At 51.1% G+C, this 16066-nt stretch carries 16 protein-coding genes; 1 reads left to right on the top strand and 15 read right to left on the bottom strand.

Going from position 1 to position 16066, the window contains the following annotated elements; all coding sequences use genetic code 11:
- Positions 1-326: 326 nt before the first annotated feature.
- The 5 genes from MHB80_RS12155 to MHB80_RS12135 all read right to left on the bottom strand — a co-directional run bounded on the left by MHB80_RS12155 (position 327) and on the right by MHB80_RS12135 (position 5837).
- Positions 327-614, bottom strand: a complete 288-nt coding sequence (locus MHB80_RS12155) for a stage VI sporulation protein F (RefSeq protein ID WP_341282376.1) — start codon at positions 612-614, stop codon at positions 327-329.
- Between the two features lie 71 nt (positions 615-685).
- Positions 686-2737, bottom strand: a complete 2052-nt coding sequence (gene recG, locus MHB80_RS12150; protein ID WP_341282948.1) for an ATP-dependent DNA helicase RecG — start codon at positions 2735-2737, stop codon at positions 686-688.
- 12 nt (positions 2738-2749) lie between these two features.
- The gene (locus MHB80_RS12145) at positions 2750-3604 is read right to left on the bottom strand and encodes a DegV family protein (RefSeq protein WP_341282375.1); all 855 of its coding nucleotides are present in this window, start codon (positions 3602-3604) and stop codon (positions 2750-2752) included.
- 55 nt (positions 3605-3659) lie between these two features.
- On the bottom strand, positions 3660-5420 hold the full coding sequence (locus MHB80_RS12140; RefSeq protein WP_341282947.1) for a DAK2 domain-containing protein: 1761 nt from the start codon (positions 5418-5420) through the stop codon (positions 3660-3662).
- 57 nt (positions 5421-5477) lie between these two features.
- On the bottom strand, positions 5478-5837 hold the full coding sequence (locus MHB80_RS12135; RefSeq protein ID WP_341282374.1) for an Asp23/Gls24 family envelope stress response protein: 360 nt from the start codon (positions 5835-5837) through the stop codon (positions 5478-5480).
- Positions 5838-6293: 456 nt separating this feature from the next.
- On the opposite strand from MHB80_RS12135, the gene rpmB reads away from it, so the two are divergent.
- Positions 6294-6482 carry a 50S ribosomal protein L28 gene (rpmB, locus tag MHB80_RS12130; protein ID WP_046230617.1) on the top strand — a complete coding sequence of 63 codons (189 nt, stop codon included), beginning with the start codon at positions 6294-6296 and terminating at the stop codon, positions 6480-6482.
- Positions 6483-6589: 107 nt separating this feature from the next.
- Here rpmB and spoVM read toward each other — a convergent pair whose 3' ends face one another.
- The 10 genes from spoVM to def all read right to left on the bottom strand — a co-directional run bounded on the left by spoVM (position 6590) and on the right by def (position 16041).
- On the bottom strand, positions 6590-6670 hold the full coding sequence (gene spoVM, locus MHB80_RS12125; protein WP_040711006.1) for a stage V sporulation protein SpoVM: 81 nt from the start codon (positions 6668-6670) through the stop codon (positions 6590-6592).
- A gap of 284 nt (positions 6671-6954) precedes the next feature.
- Positions 6955-7236: a hypothetical protein gene (locus MHB80_RS12120; protein ID WP_341282373.1), complete on the bottom strand. Its 282-nt coding sequence runs from the start codon at positions 7234-7236 to the stop codon at positions 6955-6957.
- Between the two features lie 40 nt (positions 7237-7276).
- Positions 7277-7921, bottom strand: coding sequence for a ribulose-phosphate 3-epimerase (gene rpe, locus MHB80_RS12115; RefSeq protein ID WP_341282372.1), 645 nt, complete (start codon positions 7919-7921; stop codon positions 7277-7279).
- A 7-nt stretch (positions 7922-7928) separates the two neighbouring features.
- The gene (gene rsgA, locus MHB80_RS12110) at positions 7929-8870 is read right to left on the bottom strand and encodes a ribosome small subunit-dependent GTPase A (RefSeq protein WP_341282946.1); all 942 of its coding nucleotides are present in this window, start codon (positions 8868-8870) and stop codon (positions 7929-7931) included.
- Complete coding sequence (gene pknB / locus MHB80_RS12105) at positions 8854-11046, bottom strand: Stk1 family PASTA domain-containing Ser/Thr kinase (protein ID WP_341282371.1); 2193 nt, start codon at positions 11044-11046, stop codon at positions 8854-8856. The genes rsgA and pknB overlap by 17 nt, the downstream gene beginning before the upstream one ends.
- Positions 11033-11815 (bottom strand): Stp1/IreP family PP2C-type Ser/Thr phosphatase, encoded by a 783-nt coding sequence (locus MHB80_RS12100; RefSeq protein WP_341282370.1) that lies wholly within the window; start codon positions 11813-11815, stop codon positions 11033-11035. Before MHB80_RS12100 ends, pknB begins: the two co-directional genes overlap by 14 nt.
- A 6-nt stretch (positions 11816-11821) precedes the next feature.
- Positions 11822-12868: a 23S rRNA (adenine(2503)-C(2))-methyltransferase RlmN gene (gene rlmN, locus MHB80_RS12095; protein ID WP_341282369.1), complete on the bottom strand. Its 1047-nt coding sequence runs from the start codon at positions 12866-12868 to the stop codon at positions 11822-11824.
- Between the two features lie 104 nt (positions 12869-12972).
- Entirely contained in the window at positions 12973-14577 is a 1605-nt protein-coding gene (gene rsmB / locus MHB80_RS12090; RefSeq protein ID WP_341282368.1) for a 16S rRNA (cytosine(967)-C(5))-methyltransferase RsmB, read from the bottom strand.
- Complete coding sequence (gene fmt / locus MHB80_RS12085) at positions 14574-15551, bottom strand: methionyl-tRNA formyltransferase (protein ID WP_341282367.1); 978 nt, start codon at positions 15549-15551, stop codon at positions 14574-14576. Before fmt ends, rsmB begins: the two co-directional genes overlap by 4 nt.
- A 4-nt stretch (positions 15552-15555) precedes the next feature.
- On the bottom strand, positions 15556-16041 hold the full coding sequence (def, locus tag MHB80_RS12080; RefSeq protein WP_341282366.1) for a peptide deformylase: 486 nt from the start codon (positions 16039-16041) through the stop codon (positions 15556-15558).
- Between the last annotated feature and the right edge of the window lie 25 nt (positions 16042-16066).

Raw genomic sequence — 16066 nt, 5'->3', positions numbered from 1 at the left:
CCTTTCTCTTCCGTTTTCTGTACATGATTCCATTCTATGGGCGAATACTAATCCAACTCAACGACTGTCACCGCAAAACTCTAAAGAACCAATCTAGTGATTATCCAGACTAGCAAACGATAATCATCCAAACCTCTAAATCACCCCAAATGTGAGTTACTGATTACTATTGCAATGCAATTGGCGTCTGTCCTATAATCGTTCGCCGTAGATAGAACTAGTCATTTCAAAAAACGGAAAATATGGGGGAAATAATAGATAAATAGAGTTGCATAAGAAGCATGATCATCTCCTAAAAGCAACAAAAAAAAGCTGACCGCAGACGGTCAGCGAAACATGCCCCAAAGCTTGAGCAAGTGAAACGTATTGTTTGGGTCGATCTTCTGGGCGAGAACGAAAGCGACGATCTGCTCCTCCTGCGTATCCGTAAGCGGCTCCTGCAGGATACTGGCAGTCGATTTCACCAGCTTTCTAACTTTGACGCGATCCTGCAGGTCGAATTTAGTTACGTTAGCGAGCAGCAAGCGCACGCGATCCTTCATGAGCGGATTTTTCAGCTTGCCTTTAATACGTTCGACCAGTTGCTGGCGGATACCGTACTTTTGGTAGCTCAATGTTCCAGACACCTCCATCTTGGCATACCGTTTTCACGTTTAACTATATGCCAAAGGTTCCCGGATATTTCCTAATCGAGCTGTTCTCCTTGAAAAAGTTGATCACGATTCAGCTTCGCCTGTATTCTTGCATAGGCCGGATTGTCCCAAAAATCGTCGCGGGCGCACAGTTCAGCCGCGTCGTCCCGCGCCATTTCCAGCACTTCGAAGTCCGCCGCCATGTCCGCGACACGAAATTCTGGCAGACCGCTCTGCTTCGTTCCGAAAAAATCGCCCGGCCCCCGGATTTCGAGGTCACGGCGCGCCACCTCAAAGCCGTCATCTGTTTCCGTCATGACCTTCATGCGCTCGCGCCCTGTCTCCGACTTGGGATCAGCGACTAGCACGCAATAGGATTGATGGGCGCCACGGCCAACCCGGCCCCGCAGCTGATGCAGCTGTGACAAGCCGAACCGCTCCGCATCCATAACGATCATCAGCGTCGCATTCGGAACATCGACGCCTACCTCAACAACGGTCGTAGCTACGAGTACATGCAGCTCGTTCGTACCGAAGGAGCTCATGACCTGCTCTTTCTCCGCCGCGCTTAGGCGCCCATGCAGCAGGCCGATTTTCAGATCGGGAAAGGCTTGCTGCACCTGCATATACTGGTCAATGGCATTTTGCACATCCAGCTTCTCCGATTCCTCAATGAGCGGGCATATCATATAGGCCTGTCTGCCCTCTCCTACCTCGCGGCGAATAAAGCCAAGCACCCGGTCCATCATGCTATGCTTGACCCAATACGTTTTGATCGGCTTGCGCCCATGCGGACGCTCGCGAATTGTCGATACATCCATATCCCCGAAAGCCGTAATGGCCAGCGTTCGCGGAATCGGCGTCGCCGTCATCGTCAGCACATCGGGATTCATTCCTTTGCGCCGCAAAACGCTGCGCTGATTAACGCCAAAGCGATGCTGCTCGTCCACTACAACCAGACCGAGACTGCGGAAAAAGACCGTCTCCTGAATGAGCGCATGCGTACCAACGACAATGTCGATCAGCCCCATCTGAAGCCCCGCAAATACATCGCGGCGACGACGCTCCGTCATGCTTCCCGTCAGCAGTCCCACCTCAATGTCCATGCCCTCGAACAGCTTCGTCAAGGAACGCATATGCTGCTCCGCCAATATTTCCGTCGGAACCATTAGCGCGCCTTGATGGCCGGATTTTACCGCACCATAGAGTGCAATGGCGGCAACGACCGTTTTACCCGAGCCGACATCGCCTTGCAGCAGCCGATTCATGCTTGCAGGCTGCCGCATATCGACCAATAGTTCATTAACGACCTTCTTCTGCCCATCCGTCAGCTCGAACGGCAGCGTAGACGCGAACTGCCGAATCGTCTCCGCTTCAATGATATGGGCGATGCCATCACCCCGCTTGCGGCTGAGCATTCGGTAAGCCTGCAATTTCAGCTGAAATAGAAACAGCTCCTCATACACCATCCGCCGCCGTGCCTCGAGACCCTCCCGTATATCTCCGGGCTCGTGAATGTGCAGCACTGCATCACGGCGAGCAATGAGCCGGTGCCGCTCCATAAGCTCAAACGGCAGCACTTCCTCGATCATCGGGCCATATTGCTGCAAAGCCTGCTTGATCGTCTTGCGCATCCATGGCTGCGTAATGACCCCACCGACGGAATACACCGGCTGCAGCGTCCCTGATTTGGTAGAGCCAGCCCCTTCCGGAAACTCGGACTCCGAGACGGTCATCTGCTGGCGATGCTGCTCCCACTTGCCTGTCAAAATAATGGTACGGCCAGGCGTCAGCTGATCCCTTAAAAAATGGCGGTTAAACCATACCGCCGTAACGAGCAAAAAGTCGATCTCAATTTTACAAGTGAGCCGCGATTTATTTTTCCCGTAACGCTGCAGCACCGGCATGCCCCGCACAACCCCTTGTACGGTAGCTTTGTCTCCGTCCTTGACATCCGCTAGCGCGCGCACGCGATAATCCTCATAACGAAATGGAAAATAGTCCAGCAAATCAGCAACGGTATGAACGCCAAAGGCGTGAAGCTCTTGCTCCTTCGGAGCGCTCACGCCTTTAATTTGCCGGACGGAATATTGCTCCAGCGTCATCATAATCATTCCTCACACTTTATACATAAATACAGCCGAGGTATTTGGACCCACATGGGTACCCACCGTGGCGCCAATCGTTATAAAATCAATGAATGCCACATTCGGCTTATCTTGGAGCAGCGCCGCAAGCTCCTGCGCCGTCTGCTCGCCGTGCGTCCAGCCAATCGCAACCCCGACGCGAGCATTGCCAAAATCCTTGTCTAGCATTTCCATAATGCGCAGCATCGCTTTTTTCGTACCGCGCACCTTGTCCACGGACTGAACCGTCCCTTCCTGATCAAGGGAAAGAATCGGTTTAATGTTCAAAATCGATCCGAACAGCGCTGCCGCCTTGCCGATTCGGCCACCCTTCTGGAGGAATTCCAGCGAACCAACGAGGAAATAAAGGCTTAGCTCCTTTTGAAGGCGAGCCACCTCTGCCAAAATCGCCTCTTTAGAGGCCCCCTCGCGCGCCATTCGGGCTGCCGTCACTACCTGAACCCCATAGCCATACGAAGCCGACTTAGAATCAATGACCGTCACATCCGCCTGCTCATCGAGCATCGATTTCGCAATGACGCCCGACTGATAAGTGCCGCTGAGTACGGACGCCAAATGAATCGATATAATAATAGCTTCCGGATCGCCTAGCAAAATCCGTTCATATACTTCAAGAAACTCCGCTGGAGACGGCTGCGAGGTTGTCGGAAGAACAGGCGAAGCAATCAGCTTTTCATAAAACTGCTCCTTCCCAATCGTCACGCCATCCAAATAGGTTTCTTCACCAAACAGCACCTTTAGCGGTATAACCTGAATGCCCAGCTCTGTACATCTTTCAGCCGGGATATCCGAAGTGCTGTCGGTAATAATATGAATGTTCCTCATCTTCGCGACCCCTTTCGTACCGAATAAACAGCTGTTGAATGATTATGTCCTGTCATTATTCCACAGCGAATAAATAAGGATATAGCGGCTGTCCGCCCTCTTGAATTTCCAGCTCTGCATCGGGATAAGCCTCTGCCACCCATGCTTCCAGCGCTTCCGTATCTTCCGCTTTCGCCTCTGCTCCAGTCAGCACCGTAATCAGCTCGCCGCCGCCGGCCATAAGCTCAGTAATGAGAAGGCGGCAAGTCTCTGCCAGATCCTCATGCGCCGCGACGATGGCCTTCTCTTTAATACCGATAAAATCGCCCTCGCGAATACTTACGCCATCAATTGTCGTGTCGCGAACCGCATGCGTTACTTGGCCGGATACAACTTGCTCAGCCGCATTTTTCATCCAATCCGTATTGCGCGAAGCGCCCTCATCCTCTTTGAAAGCCAGCACTGCCGCAAGCCCTTGCGGAATCGTCTTCGTCGGGATAACCGTAACGTTGCGTTCACTAAGCTCAGCAGCCTGCTCAGCAGCAAGAATAATATTGCCGTTATTCGGCAGCAAGTAAATATGATCCGCCACAAGCGATTCAATAGCCTTGACGAAATCTTCGGTACTCGGGTTCATCGTTTGCCCGCCGGACAGCACAATATCCACTTCATTTTCCAGAAAAATGTTCGAAATGCCTTCGCCGAGAGCAACGGCAATGATGCCGAAGGGCGCCAGCTCATGAACTTGTCCAGGCGGCACGGCCGCTCCCGAAGTTCCCGCCAGCAGCTCTGGCGAGGAAATGCTTCCCGACAGCGCATAATCAGGCAGCACCGCGTAGGACGGAATCGCTGTTTCTTCCTCTAGAAGCTCACGATGCTGATCACGCATATTCAGAATATGCAGGTTCGTCAGCTCGCCGTAAGGCAGTGCCAAATTCAGCACATCACCCGGCCTGCGGGAATGCACATGAACTTTAATGATATCGTCCTCAGCGATGACAAGTATGGAATCCCCATCTTTGCCAAGCGCTTTCTTGAAAGCGTATTCATCAAAAAACGGCGCAGCTTTGCCCCCAGGCTTGCGATTTATAAAAAACTCCATATCATAGAAAAACTCAATATCCGCCGTCTCCAGACGGGATTGTGCAGCAAAATTCGTTGCCTTACGTGGAGCTGAAGCTGGCTGTGCCGTCGGAACACTTACTTCTTCAGGTGGCGCTGCTTCAGATAATAACGAATAGCTTTCATATGAACCTTCACCTTCAACTAAATAACGCACAAACCCTTCATAAATAAGCACTAGCCCTTGTCCGCCAGAATCTACAACGCCAACCTGCTTAAGCACAGGAAGCATATCCGGTGTACGCTGGAGTGTTTCATTCGCTTTTTCGTAAACCTCTTTCATCAGCTCCGTAACATCATTCGTACGGCGTGCATAAGTAACCGCATGCTTCGCTGCTTCCTTGGCTACCGTCAAAATCGTTCCTTCCACCGGCTTCACAACAGCCTTATAAGCAAGATCTACACCGTGCTGCAACGCCGCTGCAATCTGCTGAGGGCCAGCTTGCTCAGCGCTTGCAAGTCCCTTCGAAAAACCACGAAACAGCTGTGACAAAATAACGCCTGAGTTGCCTCTAGCCCCCATCAGAAGTCCTTTAGACAGCACTTCCGTCGTTTTGCCTAAATGGTCGGACGGCTTGCTGCGCAGCTCACGAATGCCCGAGGCAATCGTCAAATTCATATTCGTTCCCGTATCGCCATCAGGCACAGGGAAAACATTCAACGCATTTACCTTATCGACATTTTGATTTAACAACTCTGCGCCCAGCACGGCCATGGCGGTAAAATCGGAACCGTTAATGAAGCCCTTACTCAATGAAAATTCCCCTTCCTGCTATGTAGATACCCTTACATCCTGCACAAATATATGGACCTGGTCCACGTTAAGACCAATAACATCGCTCATCACATATTTCACCTTCGTCTGAATATTATGCGCTACTTCTGAAATTTTCGTACCGTAGCTCACAATAATATACAAATCAATATAAAGTTTATCTTGTTCTCTGCGAATTTCAACGCCGCGCGCCAAATTCTCTCTGCCCAGGAGCTCGGCAATGCCATCCTTTAATTGTTTGCGAGAAGCCATCCCGACAAGGCCATAACAATCCATCGCGGCGGAACCTGCCATAATGGCAATGCATTCCTCTGTTATGAAAATTTGGCCAAGCTCAGTGCTGAGCGTAAGTGGCATGGAAATTCACTCCTTTATCGTGTAGATCGCGTCTTTAAAGGGAATTAATAAACTGGCGTAACGGAAAGCAGCCCATTCATCTCATCATTCTCAGCTATTTGCCGTCTAGAATGATTACCCCGTTCAAAGTCAATTGCTACTGAAGCTGCAACAAAAATCTTTGACTAATTATTATTGTACTATAAACTGCTACGTTATAGAAGGGCAGACGGTGCCAACCTCAGGCAAATCGCCATAAAAAACATCAGTTTTAGTTGCTCAGACCCCACAACTATGATACGATATCAAAGTATGTTTATGTGCAGGCTTCTTCGACGCTTTTTCAAGCCAATGAAGCGGTTTTGCTCACGCAGAACTGGGAGCTTATGGCTACGATGCGGTTTTGCTTATGCAATAACTGACAGCTTATGCTAACAATGCGCTTTTAGCTCAGCACTACTTGAAGGAGGTGTACTCATGTCCCGCAAATGTTTTCTAACAGGCAAAAGCCCTGGTACAGGCAATAACGTTTCCCACGCTAACAACAAAAACCGTCGTTCTTGGGGAGTAAACGTTCAGAAAGTTCGCATTCTAGTTGACGGTAAACCGAAACGTGTTTATGTCAGCGCGCGCGCTCTGAAATCCGGTAAAGTAACTCGCGTATAATTCATCTCCTGCAGCTTTATGCTGTATGGTAGACAAAAAGCACCTGGGCTCAGGTGCTTTTTATTGTTCACATAAACCACGATCATTCGAAGGCGGCTGCAAAGGAACTAACTTTTTTGGAAGGTATTCAAAATCGCCTTTACGAACCCGCCCAAAAATTTCGGCAGCTTGATCGTGTAAAATTTCATGCCCATCCCTCCTCAGACACGCTCATCGAAATGGTGACTTACATGCTTTTTCTTCCCGCATACACATGCTATGTTTCACGCAAGGTGAAACGGCCGAAAGCCATCCTTTGGGGGCGCGGCGCGTTTCATTCTGAGAAATATAGAGAAAGGATAGTGCGGCGATATACTTCCCTATATTTCAAAAAAAATGGTTACACGAACCTGCGTTCATGTAACCATCCTATGCGCTTAACCTTTGTCCTATTCCATTTGAACGAGTATAGAAAGCCTCTCAAGCGCGATGCTCACGCCAATGGTGGCGGATTCTCATTGATAAACTGGATTGCCGTATAAACCAATACGGCCAAGAAATAAAACACCAGCCCCAGCACGATTACCGTTATTCGTGCCCATAGCTTCTCGACTCTTTTGAAAAACTGAAAAATCAAATACAAAGCAAGCAAAGAAAAAACGTATTTGATCATCCCAGTTAGAATGGAGAAAGCCGCAAGCAGCAAGCCTATACCGAGCGCAAATAGGAGCACCCACAGCCATGTCTTCCCTCGAGATGTCTCGTATTCTTCCATTACAGCCTCCCAAGTGCAAACTTAATTTAAGATATGCAGCCTAGCGTAAAACCGATATAGCTGCCGCGCGATCTGCTTGGGCAAATACTGCATTGCCAGCTACGAGTACATTCGCACCCGCCTCCGTCACAAGCTTAGCCGTTTCTTCATTGATGCCGCCATCCACCTGCACATGAACATGCTGCAGCCCGCGCTCCACTAGCAAGCTGCGGATTTGACGCAGCTTATTAAGCGAATAAGGGATAAACTTCTGTCCGCCGAAGCCCGGATTTACCGTCATAACCAGGATCAGATCCACATCGCCCAGCACAGACTCAAGTACAGATACCGGAGTTCCTGGATTGATGGCTACGCCAGCCGGAAGTCCCCGTTCCTTAATTTGATAAATCGTACGGTGCAAATGCACACATGCTTCTGCATGTACCGTAATACGATCAGCACCAGCGGCTGCGTAATTCGCGATTGACAACTCCGGACGCTCGATCATCAGATGCACATCAAAAGGCAGCTTTGTTGCTGGCCTTACAGCCGCAATGACAGGAGGACCGAAGGTTAAGTTCGGCACGAACTGTCCATCCATAACATCTACATGAATCCAGTCCGCTCCGGCCTGCTCAATACCTGAAATTTCATCTCCGAGCCGGCTGAAGTCAGCCGATAAAATAGAGGGTGCTATTATAGTCATGGGTTTGTCAGTACCTCCGTTTTTTATCTTTCATTTCATTTAAAAACTGCAAGTAATTTTCATGACGGCTTGGCGCTATTTTCCCTTCTGCCAAAGCTGCAAGGACCGCGCAGCCCGGCTCCTGCACATGCGTGCAGCCACGGAATTTGCAGTCCGGAGACAACGCGCGTATTTCTCGAAAACAGTAGCCTAAATCTTCAATGCCAAGCTCGGTGAAATCGAGCTGGCTAAAGCCAGGCGTATCGGCGACATAACCTCCGCCAATTTCAATCAGCTCCACATGCCTCGTCGTATGCTTGCCCCGTCCAAGGCGGTTGCTGATCGCATTCGTTTCAAGCTGCAGTCCAGGAACAATTGCATTAAGCAGCGATGACTTGCCTACACCCGATTGCCCGGCAAAAACCGCCAAATGCCCTTTCAGCCGCTGCCCAAGCTCCATAATGCCCTTGCCTTGTCTGGAACTTGTCCCATATATCTCGTAGCCAATAGCGGAATAAATGCGGTTGACAGAAGAGGCGGCCTCAGCAGCCGCTTCTGTCTCCTCGCCATCATGCTCCAAATCCTGCTTGCTAAGGCACAGCACCGCTTCAATCTCCGCATGCTCGATATGCACAAGAAACTTATCCAGCAGCGTCAAATTGAGCGCTGGCTCCGTTACGGAGAAAACCAGCATCGCTACATCAATATTGGCCACCGGAGGGCGTATGAGCTCGGATGAGCGAGGCAAAACCCGCTCCACTGTCCCCTCGCCGTTCTCCGTAAGGCTGTATATAACTTCGTCGCCTACTAGTGGCGTAATTCCTTTATTTTTCAAAATGCCGCGCCCACGGCATTGTACCGTTGCATCCTGAGATTCAGCCTCATCAGGCAGTACATAATAATAGCCGCTGAGCGCCTTCACAATGCGTCCACGAAGCTCAAGAGATGCGTGATTATGGCTGCTGCTCATCTTTTCCCTTGCCTTTTCCTTCCGCTTCTCCATGTTCGCTTCCTTGGTCATCGCTGTCGTTAACCTCCGATTGTTCCGGCTCCACTGTCGGTTCAGGAGCTGGCGATTCCGATACGACCGGCTCTTCTGTAACAGGCGTTACCACCTGTTCTTCCTCGCCCGGCACCGTGACGGTAGATGAACTGCTGCTTTGCGCCAGTTGATCGTAAGTGACGGATTTCGTATCGACAAACTGACTGTCCCGATAAATCGTAATCATGGCCTCAGTGTTCGGTGCTAGGATAACGGTTACGGGAAATGTCTGGGTATCTTGAATTTGGTTTCTGCCCCATTCAATGTTTTGCCCTCTAGAGTCGGTATAGACGATGCGAATTTCGCTCGTTTTTCCAGCCTTCGCTGGCGAAATGACAACATTGAACTGATGCTCCTTCGCTTCCGCAGAAGGACCGGAGCTGACTCGAATGGTGATTCTTGTTCCTTTTGGAACAGGATCATTTGGCTTGTATTGGTCCTGATTGAGCACAAGGCCCTTGGCTTGCACATAGCTCGGCTCATACAAAATATCATCGTCTGAAAGCGTCAGTCCATTTGCCTTCACCATATCTTTAGCCTCAGCTACTGTTTTACCAATCAAGTTCGGCATTTTAATCGTTTCCATGCCTTTGCTGACCATAAACTGGAGTTTCACCGTATTCGGATCAAAATCCGTTCCCGGCTCCGGCTGTTGTGTAACAACCGTATCCGCTTCCTGCTCGCTGAATACTTCTTCAACATCAATTTGCGTATCCGGATTAATGCCAAGCGCAGAAAGCTCATCCTTAACCGCCTGCAGCGTCTTGCCCCGGTAATCGCCAAGCTGCTTAAGCATCGGCCCATCACTCACAGATAGCTGTATGAACGAGCCCTGCTTGACGCGCATATTTTTCTTCGTCTGCTCAAATACCTGATTGATCGGTATATCGTCGCGGAACTCCCGTATCGTCGGTTCCTGCACCTTCAGCCCAATATCCTCAAGCTTTGCCGTCGCCTGCTCCAAGTCGAGGCCGACAACGTACGGCACATTCACTTCCTCTACATCCAGCCGATCAAGCAAAGTCACGAATCCCCATATTATGAATGCCAGGACAACCAGCGTGCTTGCCACGATTATCGTCGGTCGCTTCCAGCCCTTTGCTTTCTTATTCAGAACTTCTTTATCTCCCTGCCGACCCGTCTGATCCGAAGAAACCTCCGCCTTCTCATAGCTTGACTCGCTCTGGCGAATGGGACGGATATCACTGCCGCGAATGGCTGGCATGACACGAGTCTCATCCAGATCGTTCACATGGGCAAATGAAACCTTTTCCTCATTCCTTCGATTTGGCGCGAGGCAGGTTTCCAAATCGTTCAGCATTTCCTGAGCCGAATGGTAACGTTCCCCCGGATTTTTGCGCATCGCCCGTAAAATAACATTTTCCACACTTTGCGGAATATGAGGGTTTAGGGCGCGCGGCTCCTCAAATGTTTCCTGCAAATGCTTCAAAGCGACGCTGATTGGGCTTTCTCCCAAAAAAGGCAAATTGCCGGTAAGCATCTGATAGAGTACAATGCCCAGCGAATAAAGGTCGGATTTCTCGCCTGTACTTACCCCTTTAGCATGCTCTGGAGAAAAATAATGAACCGAGCCCAGCACTGAGCCTGTCTGGGTAATAGTAGAAGAAGTAACCGCGCGGGCAATACCGAAATCGGTTACCTTGACCCTGCCGTTTTTACCGATCAAAATATTATGTGGTTTAATATCGCGATGAATAATATGATTCTGATGGGCATGACCAAGCGCATCGCAGATTTGAATGGCAATACGAACCGATTCATCCGCCTGCAGCGGGGCACGCTCCATAATAATCTCATTAAGATTGCTGCCTTCGATATATTCCATAACGATATAATGCGTATCTTCCTCTTGTCCTACATCATAGATGCTAACGACATTGGGATGGGATAACGCAGCTGCCGACTGCGCCTCACGGCGAAATCTGCGTATAAACTCTTCATCATGCACAAACTGCTGGCGCAGCACTTTAACCGCCACATTGCGGTTCAACAGGACGTCATGGGCTTTATAGACAAGCGCCATGCCGCCTCCGCCGATGCGAGTCAGAATTTCATAGCGACCGCCTAAATTATGCCCTATCATCAGCTGTACACTCCTCTCGATCTGCGCTGGTATTTACTTGCAGCAGCACGACGGTAACGTTATCGTCCCCGCCAGCGCGCAGCGCCAAATGGATGAGATGCTCCGCTTTATCTTTCAGGCTCGCTCCACCCTTCGTTACGGTATACATAATTTGATCATCGCTGACCATGTTCGTCAGCCCATCGCTGCACAGCAGGATGAAATCATCGGCCGAGTAGGAAATCGTCTGGATATCAACCTCAACAGACGCATCGGTGCCTACCGCTCTGGTGAGCACGTTGCGCCGTGGATGGACCACCGCCTCCTTCTCGCTGATCTGCCCTGATTTCAGCAGCTCATTGACAAGCGTATGATCCTCCGTCAACTGCACAATACAGCTTTTGGATATGACATAAGCGCGGCTGTCCCCAATATGTCCGATGACGGCTTCCCGACCTTGAAACATGGCAGCGACTATCGTAGTGCCCATATTATAATATTGCTCATTGCGCGATGCCATGTCATAAACGATATCATTCGCACCTACAATGGCTTTGCGCAAAAATGCCTTGCCTTCCTCAATGGAAAAGTCAGGTTTCGCCGCAATGGGCTCCAGCATTTCACGGAATGTATTCACTGCCAGCTGGCTCGCTACATCGCCCGCCTGATGGCCGCCCATCCCGTCAGCGACTATAGCAAACGTGATGCCATTATCTAGCTGTCCTACCCATGAATGATCTTCATTGACTTGACGAACTTTTCCGATATCGCTCAGGTTTGCCGTAATCAACCGTTATCACCTCGTCGTAGACTCCATGTGCTTCGCACGAAGCTGTCCGCAAGCGGCGGCAATATCATGCCCTTGCTCCCTGCGAATCGTTGCATTTATTTTATTTTTCTCCAGTATACGCTGGAACTCAAAAATATCCTCCCGTGGCGTACGCACATAATTTCGCTCCGGCACATGGTTGACCGGAATCAAATTGACATGGCACAGCAGTCCTTTAAGGACATCCGCCAACTCCTGCGCATGCTCGGGACGGTCATTAACCCCGCCGATCAATGCGTATTCAAACGAAATCCGGCGACCTGTCTTGGCCAAATAATAGCGGCAAGCCTCCATCACATCATCAAAAGGATAACGGCGGTTAACCGGCATCAGCTTGGAGCGCAGCGTATCATTCGGCGCATGAATAGAAAGCGCCAAATTAATTTGCGTATTCTCGTCGGCAAATTTGTACATGCTCGGCACGATTCCGCTGGTCGAAACGGTAATATGGCGCTGGCCAATGTTCAGACCTTTCTCGTGAATCATCGTGCGCAAAAACATCATCGTCGCATCATAGTTCTCGAACGGCTCTCCGGAACCCATAATAACGATGCTTGATACACGCTCATTCGTAACGTCCAGCATTTGCTGTGCTACTACAACTTGAGCAATAATTTCGCCTGCGGTCAAATTCCGCTTCAAGCCGCCCAGCGTCGATGCACAGAAGGTACAGCCGATCCGGCAGCCAACCTGCGTGGTCACACAAATGCTGTTGCCATAGTTATGGCGCATAATAACGGTCTCGATTGCATGGTTGTCATGCAGCCCGAACAGAAACTTGACGGTTCCGTCCTTGGATTCGAATTTCGTTATTTCGGAAAGCGTTACAAATTGAAATTGGTCAAACAGCTTCGTTCTGAGCGATTTGGACAAATTGCTCATCTCTTCAAAGCTGTTTACACGCTTAACGTACAGCCAATCGTACAGCTGGCCAGCGCGAAACGCCGGCTCGCCATTCTCTTTCATCCAATCTTGCAGCTGCTCTAGCGTATAGTCGTAAATAAATGGTTTCATTAAATTATCACACCTGACTGTATAATAGCGCGGCAAAAGCTCTCTACCTGCGCCGCTGATGATTTATTTTACCACAAACGTCCATCATGAACCACAAGCAACGATTAGACGCGCTTCAGCAGGCGGGCAATGAAGAATCCATCGCTGCCATAATGCTGCGGAAGCAGCTGCGCATAGCCTTTAAACGCCTCATCGATCGCCCCTGCCTCCTGCAAAGCATGGAGAACAGATTCCGGCCAGTTGCGGTCCAGCTCAAATTCAGGATGCGCCTGTAGAAAATGCTCTACCTGCTCCTCATTTTCGGATCGTTCAATAGTGCATGTGCTGTAGACGAGCACACCACCCGGCTTAACGAGGCCGCTCACCGCTTCAAGCAGCTCGCGCTGAATGTCCGCTATAGCGGCTACATCAGCAGCCGTCTTCGTCCACTTGATCTCGGGCTTGCGCCGGATGACGCCAAAGCCTGAGCAAGGCGCATCCAGCAGCACAGCATCCATCGAACCGCTGGCAAACCGTTCGGACAGCTGCGCCGCATCGCTTGTTATGGCTTCCACGTTCGTCAAACCGAGCCGTGAAGACTGATCAATAATAAGCTGCCGTTTATGCGGGTGCAAATCGTTCGCCCACACTTTGCCTTTATTGCCCATGAGCTCAGCCAGATGCGTCGTTTTGCCGCCAGGAGCGGCGCAGCAATCCAGCACCTGCATGCCGGCTGCTGGTGCGACGACCTCGGCTACGAGCATGGAGCTTTCATCCTGTATCGTCCACAGCCCTTCGCGGAAGCCATCCGTATCCACCAAGCTGCCGCCGCGGCGGGTCGTAATACCTGCGGGAGCAAGCGGCGATGCTTCGGCATCAAGTCCAAGCTCAGCAAGCTGCTCAAGCGCTGCAGCCCTTGTTCCGCGGACGGAATTGACCCGTACGCTTCCATGCGGAGAATCATTGCCAGCCGCGCAAATAGCTTCAGTCGTTTGCTCGCCGTAAGCGAGCAGCCAGCGCTTAACGAGCCAGTCGGGATAGGAATGAAGGATCGCGAGCTTTTCCGCCGGTGAACCCGCTTTAATTGCCGACGGCACAAGCTCTGCACGGCTGCGATCCATACTGCGCAGCACCCCATTGACCATGCCGGAAATACCTTGATGCCCCCGCTTCTTGGCAATGGAAACCGCTTCGTTAACTGCGGCATGAACCGGAATCCGGTCCAAATACAGCAGCTGGTAAGCACTCATACGCAGCAGTTGATGAACCCACGGCTGCAGCTTATTGAAGCCCTTCGCTACGAATCGCGTAAGCCAATAATCGAGTGTGCGCTGATGCTGAATCGTCCCGTATACCAGCTCTGTAGCGAGGCCCGCATCCGCACGAGAAAGATTAGCATCCTGCAGCGACTGGTTGAGCTTGAGATTGCTGTAGGCACCAGCACCAGCAACGCTTACCAAAATATCCAGCGCCAGCTCCCTTGGCGTACGAGGAGCACGTGTCGAGCCGCTTTTGCGCGCTCCCGCTTGACCCGCCGCTCGATTGCTTCCGCTGGATGCTTGTCCTCCAACAGATCCAGCAGAGCGGGATTTGCTGCCTGATTTGCCCCCAGCCTGCGGGCGACGTCCTTGCGAAGCAGCCTTCGATGAAGGCGCCGCTGAATTTTTCTGCTGCGGCCGTCCAGACTTTACTGCTGGCTGCGCAGGCTTAACTTGCTTTTGCTCACTCATTGGTCTTCACCGCTTATCTCGTTTGCTTCGCCGAAGACAGTGCCTTCAGCCAGCCGTGAGCCTTTCAGCCAGTCAGCCGCTGACATCGCTTTTTTGCCTGCTGGCTGAATTTGCGTAAGCACGATTACGCCAGCACCCGTCTGTACGGCGATTCCCGCTCCATTTGCTTCGCGCACCGTTCCCGGCAGAGCTGCGGCAGCACTATCCGCGCTAGACGGCTCTGCGGGCTTGGCGCAAGCCCATACTTTGAACAGCTCGCCGTTCAAATAAGTAAACGCACCGGCCATCGGCGATAGGCCGCGCACTTGATTATAGATTTGGCGGGCAGATTTCGCCCAATCAATCCGTTCATCCTCACGCGACAAATTCGGCGCGTAAGTTGCCAGCTCATGCTGCTGCTCCGTTGCTGTCGCAGCGCCTGAAATAATGCCCGGCAGCGTCTGCTCCAGCAGCTCCGCTCCAGCAGCGCTCAGCTTCTCAAACAGCGAGCCCGATGTATCCTCATCGGTAATGGCGACTTCCACCTTGCTGATCATATCGCCAGTGTCCAGTCCTTCAGCCATATACATAATTGTTACGCCTGTTACCGTCTCGCCATTAATAATCGCACGTTGAATCGGCGCCCCCCCGCGATAGCGAGGCAGCAGCGAGCCATGAACGTTGATACAACCCAGACGCGGCAGCTCCAGCACACCTTTCGGCAAAATCTGCCCATAAGCTGCGGTCACAATTAAATCAGGGCGATACTGTGCCAGGGCCAGGGCCGCTTCACTGCTGCGCATGCGCTCAGGCTGCAAAACCGGCAAGCCTAAAGCCAGTGCCTCTTCTTTCACAGGCGGAGGCGTAAGCGTCCGCTTACGCCCCTTTGGACGATCCGGCTGCGTGACAACTGCCACGACCTCATAGCCGTTATTGATTAACAACTGCAAAGAAGGGACGGCGAACTCCGGCGTCCCCATAAATACAATACGCATGGCCTTATTCGCCGCCTTTTTTCTGTCTTTCGGAAATATCGTACACGCTCTCGGCGAGATCCGTGAACAAAATGCCGTTCAAATGATCAACCTCATGCTGGAACGCCCGCGAAAGGAAGCCTTCCGCTTCAACCGTAAACGTCTCACCATCGGAATTTTGGCCTTTTACGACGATGCGGTCTGAACGCATCACATCTCCGTTTAAATTCGGAATACTCAGGCAGCCCTCAGGTCCAAGCTGCTCGCCTTCTTCTTCCACGATGACCGGATTGACCATTTCGATCAGTCCTTTTTCATCCCCGATATCCACCACGATAACACGCTTGGAAATGCCGACCTGCGGAGCCGCTAGACCGACGCCATCAGCGTCATACATCGTTTCCGCCATATCTTTAAGCAGCTTTTTCAAGTTGGAATTAAATTTAGTAACTTCCATAGCTGGCTCCCGCAAAACGGGATCAGGATCTTTTACAATAATACGAATGGCCATTGCCGTTCCCTTCCTTTACAACGAA

Origin of the sequence: Paenibacillus sp. FSL H8-0537 (assembly GCF_038051995.1) — a bacterium.
Lineage (GTDB): Bacteria > Bacillota > Bacilli > Paenibacillales > Paenibacillaceae > Pristimantibacillus.
Note: the sequence above shows the minus strand (reverse complement) of the source record. Positions and strands in the feature narration are given on the sequence as shown.

Excerpts from the sequence above, each read along its gene's own strand:
- recG (WP_341282948.1), bottom strand. The coding sequence starts at position 2,737 with ATGACGCTGGAGCAATATTCCGTCCGGCAAATTAAAGGCGTGAGCGCT.
- rlmN (WP_341282369.1), bottom strand. The coding sequence starts at position 12,868 with ATGAAACCATTTATTTACGACTATACGCTAGAGCAGCTGCAAGATTGG.
- rsgA (WP_341282946.1), bottom strand. The coding sequence starts at position 8,870 with ATGAGCAGCAGCCATAATCACGCATCTCTTGAGCTTCGTGGACGCATT.
- fmt (WP_341282367.1), bottom strand. The coding sequence starts at position 15,551 with ATGCGTATTGTATTTATGGGGACGCCGGAGTTCGCCGTCCCTTCTTTG.
- rsmB (WP_341282368.1), bottom strand. The coding sequence starts at position 14,577 with ATGAGTGAGCAAAAGCAAGTTAAGCCTGCGCAGCCAGCAGTAAAGTCT.
- spoVM (WP_040711006.1), bottom strand. The coding sequence starts at position 6,670 with ATGAAATTTTACACGATCAAGCTGCCGAAATTTTTGGGCGGGTTCGTA.
- MHB80_RS12135 (WP_341282374.1), bottom strand. The coding sequence starts at position 5,837 with ATGCCACTTACGCTCAGCACTGAGCTTGGCCAAATTTTCATAACAGAG.
- rpmB (WP_046230617.1), top strand. The coding sequence starts at position 6,294 with ATGTCCCGCAAATGTTTTCTAACAGGCAAAAGCCCTGGTACAGGCAAT.
- def (WP_341282366.1), bottom strand. The coding sequence starts at position 16,041 with ATGGCCATTCGTATTATTGTAAAAGATCCTGATCCCGTTTTGCGGGAG.
- pknB (WP_341282371.1), bottom strand. The coding sequence starts at position 11,046 with ATGATAGGGCATAATTTAGGCGGTCGCTATGAAATTCTGACTCGCATC.
- MHB80_RS12140 (WP_341282947.1), bottom strand. The coding sequence starts at position 5,420 with ATGGCCGTGCTGGGCGCAGAGTTGTTAAATCAAAATGTCGATAAGGTA.
- rpe (WP_341282372.1), bottom strand. The coding sequence starts at position 7,921 with ATGACTATAATAGCACCCTCTATTTTATCGGCTGACTTCAGCCGGCTC.
- MHB80_RS12145 (WP_341282375.1), bottom strand. The coding sequence starts at position 3,604 with ATGAGGAACATTCATATTATTACCGACAGCACTTCGGATATCCCGGCT.
- MHB80_RS12120 (WP_341282373.1), bottom strand. The coding sequence starts at position 7,236 with ATGGAAGAATACGAGACATCTCGAGGGAAGACATGGCTGTGGGTGCTC.